Source organism: Vibrio sp. 10N.261.55.A7 (assembly GCF_002877365.1).
GTDB lineage: Bacteria > Pseudomonadota > Gammaproteobacteria > Enterobacterales > Vibrionaceae > Vibrio.
In genome coordinates this window covers 1-14,075 of sequence record NZ_MCWZ01000096.1, presented here as the reverse complement: position 1 = coordinate 14,075, position 14,075 = coordinate 1, and the positions used below count along the sequence as shown (strand labels likewise).

11 protein-coding genes and 1 pseudogene are annotated in these 14,075 nt (G+C 44.4%); 5 read left to right on the top strand and 7 right to left on the bottom strand.

The features are described 5' to 3' along the window. Window positions 1-148 (bottom strand): annotated as a pseudogene (locus tag BCU12_RS23590) (C4-dicarboxylate ABC transporter); the annotation flags it as partial. 297 nt (window positions 149-445) lie between these two features. Between BCU12_RS23590 and BCU12_RS07130 the strand changes: the two are divergent. Together BCU12_RS07130 and BCU12_RS07125 are read left to right on the top strand one after the other, a co-directional pair. After that, window positions 446-1,150: a glycerophosphodiester phosphodiesterase family protein gene (locus tag BCU12_RS07130; protein ID WP_102403657.1), complete on the top strand. Its 705-nt coding sequence runs from the start codon at window positions 446-448 to the stop codon at window positions 1,148-1,150. Window positions 1,151-1,160: 10 nt separating this feature from the next. Further along, window positions 1,161-1,904: a DeoR/GlpR family DNA-binding transcription regulator gene (locus tag BCU12_RS07125; protein ID WP_102403656.1), complete on the top strand. Its 744-nt coding sequence runs from the start codon at window positions 1,161-1,163 to the stop codon at window positions 1,902-1,904. A gap of 105 nt (window positions 1,905-2,009) precedes the next feature. Here the strand turns inward: BCU12_RS07125 and maiA are convergent, their stop codons facing one another. From maiA to hppD, 4 genes are all read right to left on the bottom strand, one after another. Next, window positions 2,010-2,657: a maleylacetoacetate isomerase gene (gene maiA / locus BCU12_RS07120; protein WP_102403655.1), complete on the bottom strand. Its 648-nt coding sequence runs from the start codon at window positions 2,655-2,657 to the stop codon at window positions 2,010-2,012. Window positions 2,658-2,670: 13 nt separating this feature from the next. Beyond that, complete coding sequence (locus tag BCU12_RS07115; protein ID WP_102403654.1) at window positions 2,671-3,696, bottom strand: fumarylacetoacetate hydrolase family protein; 1,026 nt, start codon at window positions 3,694-3,696, stop codon at window positions 2,671-2,673. Between the two features lie 84 nt (window positions 3,697-3,780). Continuing rightward, window positions 3,781-4,908: a homogentisate 1,2-dioxygenase gene (locus BCU12_RS07110; RefSeq protein ID WP_102403653.1), complete on the bottom strand. Its 1,128-nt coding sequence runs from the start codon at window positions 4,906-4,908 to the stop codon at window positions 3,781-3,783. Beyond that, window positions 4,901-5,974, bottom strand: coding sequence for a 4-hydroxyphenylpyruvate dioxygenase (hppD, locus tag BCU12_RS07105; RefSeq protein WP_102403652.1), 1,074 nt, complete (start codon window positions 5,972-5,974; stop codon window positions 4,901-4,903). The genes BCU12_RS07110 and hppD overlap by 8 nt, the downstream gene beginning before the upstream one ends. Window positions 5,975-6,493: 519 nt before the next feature. On the opposite strand from hppD, the gene BCU12_RS07100 reads away from it, so the two are divergent. Together BCU12_RS07100 and ribA are read left to right on the top strand one after the other, a co-directional pair. Continuing rightward, window positions 6,494-7,600, top strand: coding sequence for a M20/M25/M40 family metallo-hydrolase (locus BCU12_RS07100; RefSeq protein ID WP_102403651.1), 1,107 nt, complete (start codon window positions 6,494-6,496; stop codon window positions 7,598-7,600). 290 nt (window positions 7,601-7,890) lie between these two features. Then, window positions 7,891-8,943 carry a GTP cyclohydrolase II gene (ribA, locus tag BCU12_RS07095; RefSeq protein WP_102403650.1) on the top strand — a complete coding sequence of 351 codons (1,053 nt, stop codon included), beginning with the start codon at window positions 7,891-7,893 and terminating at the stop codon, window positions 8,941-8,943. A 227-nt stretch (window positions 8,944-9,170) separates the two neighbouring features. On the opposite strand, the gene BCU12_RS07090 is transcribed toward ribA, so the two are convergent. Next, entirely contained in the window at window positions 9,171-9,923 is a 753-nt protein-coding gene (locus BCU12_RS07090) for an ABC transporter substrate-binding protein (protein WP_198599275.1), read from the bottom strand. 163 nt (window positions 9,924-10,086) lie between these two features. Between BCU12_RS07090 and BCU12_RS07085 the strand changes: the two genes are divergently transcribed. Continuing rightward, on the top strand, window positions 10,087-12,048 hold the full coding sequence (locus BCU12_RS07085) for an ATP-binding protein (RefSeq protein WP_102403648.1): 1,962 nt from the start codon (window positions 10,087-10,089) through the stop codon (window positions 12,046-12,048). A gap of 98 nt (window positions 12,049-12,146) precedes the next feature. On the opposite strand, the gene BCU12_RS07080 is transcribed toward BCU12_RS07085, so the two are convergent. Further along, window positions 12,147-13,904, bottom strand: coding sequence for a GGDEF domain-containing phosphodiesterase (locus tag BCU12_RS07080; RefSeq protein ID WP_102403647.1), 1,758 nt, complete (start codon window positions 13,902-13,904; stop codon window positions 12,147-12,149). Between the last annotated feature and the right edge of the window lie 171 nt (window positions 13,905-14,075).

Genomic DNA, 14,075 nt, shown 5'->3' with positions numbered 1-14,075 from the left:
CTTGAGTCAGCAGTTCGTTTTGCGTGAACACTAAACTCATGTTGATATTGATCGGCTCGACTGTCGCGGCAGACTCCGGTTGTTCCGCTTGTCCACAGCCGACCAGCAGAGCTGCTGCCGTGATTACCGTTCCTATTAGCTTTTTCATTTCTCGTCACCTTATAATGGCTATTTATTGTTTGAGTATAATGGGTGGTACTAAGTTGCGTAGAGTATGCAAAGTAATTATTACATTCATATGAACATTTACATTGTCAATTTGAACACTAAGCCATTTCAAGACACAAGAGTGAGAATTAGCTCTCACTATCGGCTCAAATACATAAGATATGCGTATATTATGGTCTATTGTCTCATTTCGAGAACAGCGCTCGCATTATCATAAAAATGCAATAAACCCGATATATTGTCGCTTTAATTTTCAAATGAACATTAAGAGAAAACTATGATCACAGGACACCGCGGTGCCGCTACGCTAGCGCCAGAAAACACATTGGCCAGTATTGAAGCCGCCGCTAAAGCAGGCGCAAGTTGGGTTGAGATTGACACTCAACTCAGCGCAGACAATGTGCCTGTTGTTTTCCACGATAAGACCGTCAACCGCTGCACGAATGGCAAAGGAAGGATCTCGGATTTGGACATTGCAACATTGAAGTCGCTTGATGCAGGCAGTTGGTTTAGTGAAGACTTTGTTGGCGAAGCGATTCCAACGTTGGAAGAAGCGCTCGATAAATGTGTAGAGCTTGATTTAACACTTAACCTAGAGCTCAAGACCTATGACGACAAAACGATCACAGACTTAGTTGAACAGGTCGTTGCTTTAGTAAAACGTAAGCACTACCCAATCGACAAACTGCTATTTTCTAGCTTTAGTAAAGAGGCACTGACGATCTGCCAATCGATCATGCCAGAAGTAAAACGCGGCTTTATTTGTGAAGTTTGGAACGACGCAAGCCTAGACTCAATCGCTCCGCTGGATTGCTTTAGCGTTCATATCGACCATCAGATACTGGATGCTTCAATCGCGAAGCAGATTAAGGATGCAGGACTGATTCTAAAAATCTGGACGTTAAACGCGCCAGAAAAAGCAGAGAAATTTCGCCAGTTAGGCGTTGATTACATCATCACGGATATGCCGAACAAATTTTAAAGAGCCCTCAATGGAATTGAATGACCGTCAAAAGCAGATACTCTCTACACTGAAAGCGAATCAAGATGTACAGATCGATCACCTCGCTGATTTGTTCTCGGTGACAACCCAAACGATTCGCCGCGATGTTAACCATTTGTGTGAGCAAGGATTGGCTCGTCGAGTGCATGGTGGCGTCAGTTTACCGGCCACGCTCACCAACACCAGTTATCGTTTTCGATCGGAAGTGGAATCAAATACCAAAGATCACATTGCTATCGCCGTTGCCGATGCCATTCCTGATGGTTCGACAGTTATGATGGGGATAGGTACAACGGTCACTCGAATTGCTCAGTATTTGCTCACAAAATCCGCCCTACGCGTTATCACGAACAACTTACAAGTGGCAAAGATTCTCGAAGCGAACGAATCAATTGAGGTATACATGGCGGGTGGCTTGCTAAGACGAGAGCATCAAGACTTAGTTGGGAATAGCGTATTGAATTTCTTTGCCGGTTTTGAAGCCGATATCGGCATTGTCGGTTGTGGTTCGGTCACTGACAGTCAATTTTCAATGGAGCACGAGCAACTGGAAGCCGATCTGTCGCAATCGATCATTCGTAATAGTCGACAAAGCTGGCTCGTCGCTGATGCAAGTAAATGGGGGCGATTCGCCGCAGTGAAGGTGGCCCATTTGTCTGACTTTGAGCGTATTTACACGAATAAAAGTCAACTGCCAGACGATCTGAATGTTCAGTTCATTCAAGATCATTAGCTTTGATTTAGTTTGAATGACTCGACACAGCACACAGCAAATAGCCCCTTATCAATTTAAGGGGCTGTTTTCGTTAAGGCTCTGACAGATCTTAAACGCATCCTACTACTCTGCATCAGGCTGATTCTCAGGCGCGGCGGCAATGAAGGCTGGATGGTGTTCTAAAGAGTCGACAATGCGCCCTATCGTTGGGTAAGACGCTAAATCGAGGCCAAAGCGTTTGGCATTATAAATCTGAGGAATCAAGCACACATCGACGAGCGTAATCGTATCCCCAACACAGTATCGACCACTCACCGCCACAAGCTTCTTCTCTAGCGCAGTGAAACCGACCGTCATCCAGTGTTGTGTCCAGTCGAGTTTTTGATTCTCGTCGGTGTCGAAATTCTTGGTTAAGTACTGCATAACCCGAAGATTGTTGATCGGGTGAACATCAATCGCGATGTCTTGCGCCAGTGACTTTACGAGATACCGAATTTTGACGTCTGTCGGTGTGATTTCAACCTCAGGGTAATATTCGTCGAGATAATCAATGATCGCCAAAGACTGGTTGAGCTGCACATCACCATCCACCAGCACCGGTACCAGCTCATTAGGGTTGATACTCTTAAAATGTTCCGCGTGTTGCTCTCCCCCGTTCTTAACCAAGTGTACCGAACGGTGCTGATACTCAATGCCTTTCAAATTCAGCGCAATCCTGACTCGGTAAGCCGCAGAGGAGCGCCAATAACCGTAAAGAATCGTTTCCGACATTTTACCCACCTAGCTATGTTTCATTGAATGAGTAACGCACCACTTGTTGATCGATGCTGCCAAAAATACTCTCGCCACTGCCGTTAAGCATTTCCATTTTGATTGTGTCTCCAAATCGCATAAAGGCCGTGCTGGGCTTTCCATCACGAATGGTTTCAATCATACGAACCTCTGCAATGCACGAGTAGCCAACACCGCCTTCTGAAATCGCAGTGCCAAACTCGGTGCCTTGCTTATTGGACACCGTACCAGAGCCAATGATCGCCCCTGCTGATAACGGTCGCGATTTCGCCGCATGAATCACGAGCTCGGCAAAATCAAACGTCATATCCACGCCAGCATTTGGATTGCCGAACAACGCCCCATTGTAGGTTGAGCGCAATGGCAGGTGAACCTTATTGCTTTGCCATGCATCGCCCAATTCATCGGGCGTGACAGCCACTGGCGAAAACACCGACGAGGGTTTGGATTGGAAAAAACCAAAACCTTTACCAAGCTCTCCAGGTATTAAGCCACGCAACGAGACGTCATTCACCAGCATCAAAAGCTGAATAGAGTGACTCGCCGATTCATAGTCACAACCCATTGGCACATCGCCAGTGATGATGGCGACCTCACCCTCAAAATCTATGCCCCACTTTTCACTGCCGAGTGGAATATCATCTCTTGGCCCAATAAACGCGTCCGATCCTCCTTGATACATCAAAGGGTCTGTCCAGAAACTTGCCGGCATTTCCGCGCCTCGCGCTTTACGAACAAGCTCTACATGATTGACATACGCTGAACCATCCGCCCATTGAAACGCACGAGGTAACGGAGATTCGCACTCATCTTGTTCAAATGGCTGCTCACCGGCTAATACGCCTGTATTAAGCGCCAAATACACTTCTTCCAAACGAGGTTTCAGCGGCGCCCAATTGTCTAACGCTTGCTGCATAGTCGACGCGATATCGTTTACAGAGACACACCGTGAAAGATCTCGACTGACGACCACTAGTGCCCCATCTCGAGTCCCGTTTTTAAGCGTTGCTAATTTCATTCTATTTCCTTATTCATGATGCTATCCGCACTCATCCAATGCCATTGTTATTGAGAAACAAAAGTTAATGAGAAACAAATCGGACTAGCCTTTCCAACTGTACACGTACTCTTTATTTTCAACTTGTTGCGCCTCTTGAGAAAAACTGAGCGCATTGCGAGTATCGATCATCACAGCGACTTCATCGGTGAATTTCTTTTTGTACTCTCTGCCCGCCTGGAAGGCTTTAGGGTGAGGGCCATGAGTGAAGCCTGCAGGGTGAAACGTCACCATTCCTGCTTCAATGTTGTCTCGGCTAAAGAAATCGCCTGCGTGGTAAAACAGCACTTCATCGTAATCGTCATTGTTATGATAGAACGGCACTTTAAGTGCACCAGGATCGCTCTCTATCGGTCTTGGCACAAACGTACACACCACAAACCCTGAGCCAACAAACGTGGTGTGAGCCGACGGTGGAAGGTGGTAACGATGCGACATCAATGGGCGAATATCACGCCAGTTGAGCTTCACCACTGAGAGATCCCCATGCCATCCAACTGCGTCGAGTGGGTTGAATGGATACGTGATCACGCTGACTTGGTCGTGTCGTTTCATTTGAACTTGCGTCGATTGTTCCGAGTATTGGGCTTTAAAATGATCATTAATGGACGGTACTTCAAGCACTGCAGGATCAAACACCGCATGATTGCCCACCAGCCCTTTTTCAGGCAGAGAGTACGCCGAGCCTGTATTTTCAACCATCAGAACAAACATCTCACCTTTGGGCTCCAGCCGCCAATTGGTGGAACGAGGAATCATGACATAATCACCTTCACTCACGGATAAATGCCCATAATCGCAAAAGAGATCCGCCTCACCTTGATGAATGAAAAGCAGTTCGTCTCCATCGGCATTGCGCACTAAAAAGTCCATGTTGTCACGCAGCTTCCAAATGCGAATCTTGCAATCGGCGTTGTGCAACAAATTTGGTACAGACCAAGGCGATATATGCGCGGCTTTTTCTACAAGATTAAAGTTGAAGGCGCGTGGTCGTAGTTCGCCTTCCCATTCACTCCAACCCGTCGGAGCGTGTTGATGATGAAAGTGCGCTGCGGGGCCAAAAAAGCCTTCTCGACCCGCTTCGCGCTCATAAATGGCTTCTTCTGGAAAATCAGCGTGCGCTTGCTTGGAGCACACGCCTTCCCTATGGGGAAACGTGATCCATTTATGCATCGTTTAATACCCCGCGGCGAATCTGATCTTCTTCAATCGATTCGAAGAGCGCTTTGAAGTTACCCTCTCCAAATCCTTCATTCCCCTTGCGCTGAATGATCTCAAAAAACACGGGGCCAATAACGGTTTGAGTAAAGATTTGCAAAAGAATACCGTCTTTCATCGGGGCACCATCAATCAACACTCTCAGCTCTTTCAATAGATCCAGATCTTCTTGATGGCCTTCCACTCGGTCGTTCACTTTTTCGTAATAAGTATCAGGGGTTGGCATGAAATCCATGCCACGTTCTCGCAAAGTTTTAACCGTGGTATAGATGTCATCAGTAGAAAGCGCGATATGCTGAATACCTTCTCCGTTGTATTCTCGAATGAACTCTTCTATCTGCGATTTATCATCCGAAGACTCATTAATTGGAATTCGTATTTTCCCACACGGCGCAGTCATAGCACGGCTAACCAGCCCAGTCAGTTTGCCTTCGATATCAAAGTAGCGAATCTCTCTGAAGTTCCCTATGCGTTCGTAGAACCCTGACCAGACATCCATGTGACCTTGTTTCACGTTATGGGTTAAATGGTCTATTTCATACAGGCCAACCTGCTTTTCAGCCACACGCGCTTGGGCATCTGAATAGAATTTAAAATCCACATCGTAGATAGAACTGCTGCCGTAGCGATCGACAAAATACAGTAAGCTCTCGCCAATACCGTAAATCGCCGGAATACTGAGCTCCATCGGGCCAATTTCCGTAATGTACTCTTTTCCACCATTCTCAAGTGCATGAGACATTGCCGCCCCCGCATCTTGTACTCTGAACGCCATTCCACATACAGACGGGCCGTGCACTTTCGAAAAGGCTTCCGCTTGACTGTGCGGCTGTGCATTCACAATGAAACTGATATCACCCTGTCTATAGAGCCACGCTTCTTTCGAGCGGTGTTTCGCGACTTCAGCAAACCCGAGTGAACTGAACAACGCTTTCAGATCCTGTATCCCTTTTTCGTTCGCTGCTGTGTATTCCACGAACTCAAATCCGTCTGTTCCTAATGGGTTAGTCGATACCGTCATTCCTTGCTCCTTCCCTATTGCGCTTAGTTGGCGTTATGTTCTCAAACCTCTGTTGAGTCGACGGCCTAAACAAAGCCACAGACTGAAGATTGAGTGCTTGTCCTAACTTTGAGCGAAACGAGTAAAAAACTGAAACTTCTGGCAAAAATGACGATTTCGCCAAATTGACTCATTGAGATGTAATGAAAATGTTACACACGCTTTGTCGCACTTTTAACCGTTGTTATCGAGCATAACGAGAGAAATAATAAATCCTATAGAAACAATCAAATAGAACTGACCACACTTCTTAAACCAACCTGAAGAACGTACACAAAGAGCGCAAAACCAAAAGTAACCAAAGCATTACAATGCAACATTTTATTTACATTTATCGCTATTTGCGGGTGATGCAATTCAAATCTAGAAAAACCAAAAGCTCACTTTACAAACAGGTCGACAGTTTCTTGATTTACCTCAGTGTTATTTGACGTGCTTCAAGGCTAAGGTATCCGCTCCTGTTCCTTGCGAGATAGAAAAATGACTCAAATTAACCAAGAAAGACTGGTTGAACACTTCTGCCAATTAATCAAAATCGACAGCGAATCGCGCTTCGAATTAGAGATTGCACAAGAGTTGGCAGAGCAACTGGGCACACTAGGTTTCACTGTTCATAAACTGCCTGTACCGGAAGAAATTTCAAATGGCTTTAACGTTTATGCTCGTTTAGAAGGTAAGTTGGACGACAGCATTGTGCTGAGCTGCCACATGGACACCGTAGCACCTGGCAACAACATTGAACCTATTATTGAAGATGGCGTTATTCGCTCTAAAGGCGAGACAATTTTAGGTGGCGATGACAAATCTGGCATCGCAGCAATCATGGAAGCGGTACGTTGTATTCAAGCAGAAAACCTAGACCATAAAACAATTGAATTGGCTTTCACAGTACATGAAGAAGGTGGCCTGCAAGGCTCTAAGCACTTCGACATGTCTTACATTCAATCGAATAAAGCGATTGTATTAGATTCAGGTGGCCCAATTGGTACCATCATCAACCGCGCACCAGGCCAACAATCGATGACCTTCACCATTAAAGGTCGCCCTGCTCACGCAGGTTTAGCGCCAGAAGAAGGCATCAGTGCAATTGGTGTTGCGGCTGACGCGATCACTAACATGAACCTACTTCGCATTGATGAAGAAACCACAGCAAACATTGGTGTGGTAGAGGGTGGACAAGCGACAAATATCGTGATGCCTGAGCTTAAAGTGGTGGCGGAAGCGCGCTCTTTGAATGGCCAAAAACTGACCATGCAAGTTAACCACATGGTTGACACTTTCCAAGCCGCAGCGGATAAGCATGGCGCGGAAGTTGAGCTAGATTCTAAGCGCGCTTATGAAGCGTATGTGATCGAAGAAAATCATGAGCACATTGTTTCGATTAAAGAATCTTTTGAAGCGCTAGGTATTGAGCCTCAAGCTCAACCAACCGGTGGCGGTAGTGATGCCAACAACTTCAATGAGAAAGGTTTAGTGACTGTGAACCTTTCTACCGGTATGGCGAAAGTTCATACGACAGAAGAGTTCATCACTGTTGATGATTTAACTAAAATCACCCAGTTCATGAAACACTACCTAACGGCATAAATAATTCAGAGCAGAAACCGTGGCTCTTTAGTTATTAGGTGTCCAAGATAAGTAATTCAAAATCCGGCAATTCTCTGTCGGATTTTTTGATATTTCTATCACTAAATAGTTTTCCCTCCTATCCGCCCCCACTGCGCGCGGGTTTGACGTACAGAAACCCTCTAGCTAGCCTTACTAATACACATGCATATACAACAAGGTTATATGCATTCGGTCCAACTCGTTGGTGATCCAGTTTGATAGCTTTGCTCTATTCACTCGCGCAAAGTTAGGCTTAGGAGCAGTTTGTTATGAGTACTTCAATTTTATTTTATGAACCTTTCGACTCAAATGGTTTTCTTTCCAATTTCTACCCAGTCATCATTCACGTAGCAGGGACCGACTGGCCCTCAAGCGAACACTACTATCAAGCACAGAAATTCGAATCGAATAAAATTCAAGATAAAATCCGGAAAGCCGAATCTCCAGATATCGCTTTTCAGCTGAGCCGAGAGTATCAAGATGAGGTTCGCTCAAACTGGATGGAAACGCGCGAAGAGGTCATGCAGTTCATCGTGGCAGAGAAATTTGCTCAACATAACAAACTTGCATTTCATCTGGTCAATACTGGAGAGACCGAGTTAAAAGAGCATTCACACAAAGACGATTTTTGGGGTGACGGTGGTGACGGTCATGGCCAAAATAAACTCGGCCGAATATTAATGGATGTGCGCGCCAATCTTAAGAATCAATCCCCTTTTAATTTGGTCAGCTTCATTGATGCCGCTAAGCTTCCTACCCAGTGGGGAGAATTTAAAATGCACGCTTTCGTTGAGCACAGTACGCAAAAAGAGCACCTTGCACTCGTTTATGGCGATATCAGTAACGTCAACGCCCCTTTAATTCGACTTCATTCTGAATGCCTCACGGGTGACGCCCTCTTCAGTGCTCGCTGTGATTGCGGGTTCCAACTCTCTCGTGCACTTCAAAACATTGTCAACGAGGGTGCTGGTATTCTTCTTTATCTTCGACAAGAAGGCCGAGGAATAGGCCTTTCCAATAAAGTTCGCGCCTATCACCTTCAGGACGACGGTGCAGACACAGTACAAGCAAATGAGAGACTCGGGTTCAAAGCCGATATGAGAGATTATGCATTTTGTCAGGGAATGTTGGGGTATTTCGGGGTCACATCCGTACGACTCATGACCAACAACCCGAGAAAAGTGAAAGCCCTTGAGGGCGCTAATATCCCTGTAGCAGAAAGAGTGGCTCTGCAAGAAGGGAACAACCCACATAATCTCCATTACTTACAAACGAAGGCGGAAAAACTGGGCCATATGTTCGACGCTACGTTTATTAAGTAGGCCGTAAATGTGGGAATGACTCGCGAGTGCATGGCACCAAGAAGTGAATACACGCTGTGACTAGGGTCTGATATGAAAAACACCCTGTTCTGATTCATAAGAGTCAGAACAGGGTGTAAGAAGATGCGAAGATAGTAAGCCAGTCAAAGCACAACATAAAACGTTACAGAGTCACCATATAACATTCCTCTATTTTGAAGATCGCTCTGAATAAACGCTTACCCTAGTTAGATATAGTTGCTAATAATCTTATCCAGATCACCGGATTCTTTAAGCTGTTTCAATCGTTGATTAATATACACCTGTAAATCTGAATCCATCGTTGGAGAGAGTGCCAGATAGATTGGATAATCTTTGATCACCGAACTGAATGATTGAATGGCAAAGTCTTCTTCATTCAGCCCCAGTTTTCCTAGGTTATATTTCACGCGAGAGTCCATTTCGACAAAGGCTAATTCCCCAGGTATTTTTGAAATCACACGAAAAGCCGCTTGATAATCTTTAACACGTACTTCCGTCACCGAGCCGTCATCAAAATATGGCTGTATTTCGGCGTAATCAAAGCCTCGCAACAGCACTATGCCTTTGTCGGAAACCGAGTGCATGCCAACAAAGTGACTCGGATTGTCGCTGCTCATTACGATGGAGTGCTTAACGGTATAAATCGGTAATTCTGATAAGTTTTCGGCTTGAACCCCTCCCCAATTCGGGCTTCCGTAGGTGATCCAGTTTTCTTCACCGCCCGCTTCCAAGATTGAAATCATGCGATTGAACGGATAGGTATGATAAATAATTTCATGTTCTGAGCTTTCAAATATCGCCCTCACAATGTCGGTTACGATGCCCCGGTGCTCATTCGCTTGTTCTTCAATTTGAAAAGGTTGCGCCTGACTGGCTATCACGTAATAGTTAACTGGCATCGCCGACCAAGCAGGTAATGCCACCAGAGAAAACAGTACCAACATCAATAAAGACCTAATCATAGTCACTCCTAAAAGCCGTGTTATTTTCCTTGAGCTTTTACTATTTACTAATAGTAGCTATCTTTAAAGTTAGCACCCTATTGCATACAAACAACTTTCTTATTTATGGTACTTGGAATATTGAAGACCCGACCTAAGCAAAGTGACCAAGAGGTGAGATTTGAAAAATCAACGTCATCTAGGTATCGACAGACAACTCGTTCTTTACACCATTGTCGTGAGCATTGTCTTAGCGCTTATTAATTCGACCATTCAGTCTTATCTAACCTATAAGAGTGAACTGGTAGAGCTGCATGAAGAACTGGCGTTGCTTGAAGATACAAGCCTATCGAGCTTTAGCAGCAGTCTGTGGGTAGAAGACAGGGAACAACTTTTCGTATTAGCAACAGGACTGTTGAGAAACCCAAATGTCAACTACATCGCGATAACCAGCAACCCATCAAACTCACAGAAGCAAAGTAGAAGTGAGCCCGAAACAATCTTAGAGTTGGGAGAAATGACTTCTGGGGATTACCTTGAAACAAGGTGGGATCTGGTGCATGACTTTGGCTCAAAGTATTTCCACCTCGGTGACGTTTATATACAAACATCCTTATCTCCCATCTATCAACAACTGACTCATGAGTTTCTGCTCATTTTACTAATAAAAGCAATTGAAGCGTTATTGATCGTCACCTGTATTTTGTTTATCGCACTCAAACTTGTAGTGAGACCAATCAAGAAAATCAGCCAGGCGATGGCTGACTTTAATAATGGGCCAATTCCAAGCAAAATTACTTTGAGTAAGCGATGGTTTCACGACGAGGTTGTAGAGTTATCAGATAATTACAATGCCTGTATCGACCACTTAGAGCTCAATTACCATGAGATGGAATTGGCGAAGCAGAAAGCTGAGATCGCGAATCAGAAGAAGAGTGAGTTTCTCGCAAACATGAGCCATGAGATTCGTACACCAATGAATGGCATCATTGGTATTTCCGCTCTATTGCAAGACCTGACTAGCTCTCCTAAGCAGCTTGAGTACCTAAGCGTGTTAGATAGCTCTTCAAAAAACTTACTTAATATCATCAACGATATACTCGATTTTTCTAAAATTGAGGCAGGACATCTCGAACTCGAGCAAGCACCTTTCAATCTACGAACTTTGATTCAACAGCAAGCGGATTTATACAGTCTCAAAGCTAAGCAGATGGGGTTGATGTTCGAGTGCCATATTGATGAGAACATTCCGAAGGTACTGGAAGGAGACCAAGTGCGCTTAACTCAAGTTCTCAGTAATTTGTTGAATAACGCCATAAAGTTCACCCCAAAAGGTTCGATACGTTTATCAGTGACGTTAACAGAGCTTGGTGCAGAACAAGCAACGATTCACTTTTCAGTAAAAGACACAGGGATTGGTATCGCCAAAGACAAGCTCAGTAATATTTTTGATAAGTTCCAACAAGCTGACGGCAGTACCACACGTAAATTCGGCGGCACTGGCCTCGGGCTCGCGATCAGTCAAAGTATCGTTCATTTAATGAAGGGGGAGCTTAAAGTCATTAGTGAACTCGAACTAGGTAGCCAGTTTTTCTTTGAAATTCAACTGAACAATTCACAACAGGCATTGGCGACGTTGCCATTTTCATTACCCAACATTTGTGACTTCCCTACTGCAGGCATGATCAATTCGACGAGCGCTGAGCCAGTTGAGACCATACAAACCAACAAGACCGTTCTTTTTGTCGAAGATACCATCGTTAACCAAAAAGTGGTCCAAATCATGCTCACCAACATGGGGCTTGGGGTTGATATCGCCAGCAATGGTATTGAGGCGCTCGATAAATGCCTAAACAACGAATATGACCTTATATTGATGGATTGCCATATGCCAGAAATGGACGGGTATGAAGCCACTAAGCAAATTCGCGCACGTTGCAAATGGACAACCGATATTGCCATTATTGCGCTGACCGCCAATGTAGTGGTAGAGGATAAGAAGCGATGTTATGAGGCGGGAATGAATGACTTTATCTCTAAACCCGTCACTCCAAACCATCTCAAAGAGGTGATCAGTCGATACTTACCAGACCTATCTCTCGACACGATACCAAACTCCATCGATGGGACAAAAGGCCAATAGATGCTCTTCTGATTCAAAGATGAGTAGACTAGCTTCTATTACTCTTCGTTTAAAATAGAAATGAAGCCTTGGTCAAAACAGCCGAGCGCTCTAACTCACTACCCTGAAATGTACTTAGCGTTGAACTCTTCAATAAATAGTGGCTTCGAGAAGAAGTAACCTTGATAGATGTTACAGTCTTCTCCTTTAAGAAGTTGAAGTTGTTCTGTAGTCTCGACCCCCTCTGCGACCACTGTTTTTCCCAAGTTATGCCCCATCTGAATGATGGTTCTGACTAACATGTGATCAGTATGTTCAGTCACACAATCATCAACGAAAGACTTGTCTATTTTCAAAATATCGATCGGGAGTTGCTTTAAATAATTGAGAGATGAGTAAGCTACGCCAAAATCATCGATGGCAACTTTAACGCCCAGATCTCGCAGCTTCTCACACGCAGAGATCACTTGTTCCGGTTGGGTCATTAGGGTGGTTTCTGTGATCTCCACTTCCAGTAGCTCAGGGCTTAAACCCGTCGACATTAATGTTGAAGAGATAACTTGATAAATATTGTCATGAACAAATTGTACGGTTGATACGTTAACTGAAACACAATAACTTTGCCCGGCATCAGCCCATTCTTTGGCCTGTTTGCAAGCTTGCTCGATTACCCATCGTCCAATAGGTATGATCTGAGTGCTTCGCTCCGCAATAGGAATGAAGCTGTTTGGAGGAATCATTCCAAGCTCAGGATGAATCCAACGAATAAGTGCCTCAACACCAATGATCTTATCTTCCTTACAACACACCTTCGGTTGATAGGCTAAGCACAACTGTTCTTTTCCAAGCGCTTGCCCAAGCTCTTTCTCGATCTGGTATTCCCGAATCGTTTCATCGAGCAATTCCATGTCGTACCATTGAATAGTGTTCTTGCCTCTCAGCTTCGCCTTATTCATCGCAATATCGGCATTCTTACACCATAAATCGGTGTCTTTTTGGGTCTCTTCAAGCAGTGCTACACCAACGCTATAGTCTAAGTTATGCGGTACATTTCCAATTTTGAAAGAGGGCTTATACCCATATTTCAATTGGTGCTCGGTTTCACTGATTAAGTCACCCAAATCGTCGCCGCCTTTGACCGTGATGGCAAATTCATCGCCACCGACACGATAAAATTTGTTGTAGTCAAACAGAAGACTAGAAACGTGTTCGGCAAATGCAGTCAACAACTTGTCCCCCTGTGTATGCCCAAGGCTGTCGTTGACCGATTTGAAACCATCGAGATCAATATAAAAGAGTGCATAGTCTTGAGAATCGCCTTTCTCTATTTCTTCCATATCATTAAAAAAACACTTTCGATTCGGAAGGCCAGTGAGCTGATCGGTGAGACTGTCTCGCTTATAGCGCTGCATTTGGTCGCTCAACTTACTTTGGTAATACGCCATCACGCTCGCGAACGTCGTAATGACCAACACCTCAATCGCGTCTTCTAGGAACTCGTCAAAATCTTCCGGAGGGAGGTTAATCAGATAACTGATGATAAGCAGGACAGCCGTTGATATCGGCCACAAAGATCCTGGAAACAAAATGATGTAACACAGAGGTAAAAGAATAAAACTCTCTTCAATCGCATCCAACTCTAGCGGATCTAAATAACCGCCAATCAAAATGAGTGCCATAGATCCGATAGCAGAATAAATCTTTAGTTGCGTCGATTTTAAAAAGAAAGCGCAACACATCAATAAAGGAAAAAGAAGATACAACCAACGAGCAACATGGTGCTCTACAATGAGAGTGTATGTGATGAGAGCAATAGAACAGAAGTAAAGAAATATAACCAACCGCTTTAGCAACAAACGCTGTGTATAAACAGACATAGATTTTTGCACTCAACTACCTCTCACTATTATGTTGATTAGCTTACTGTATCGGCTACGCGTACGGTATCTTTAGCTTCCTAGCGGTACAACTGCAAGTATAGGAAATATTCAGCTTTATATGTTTATAATTGATAATAAAAATAAAAACTTAGACGCGATATACACAAA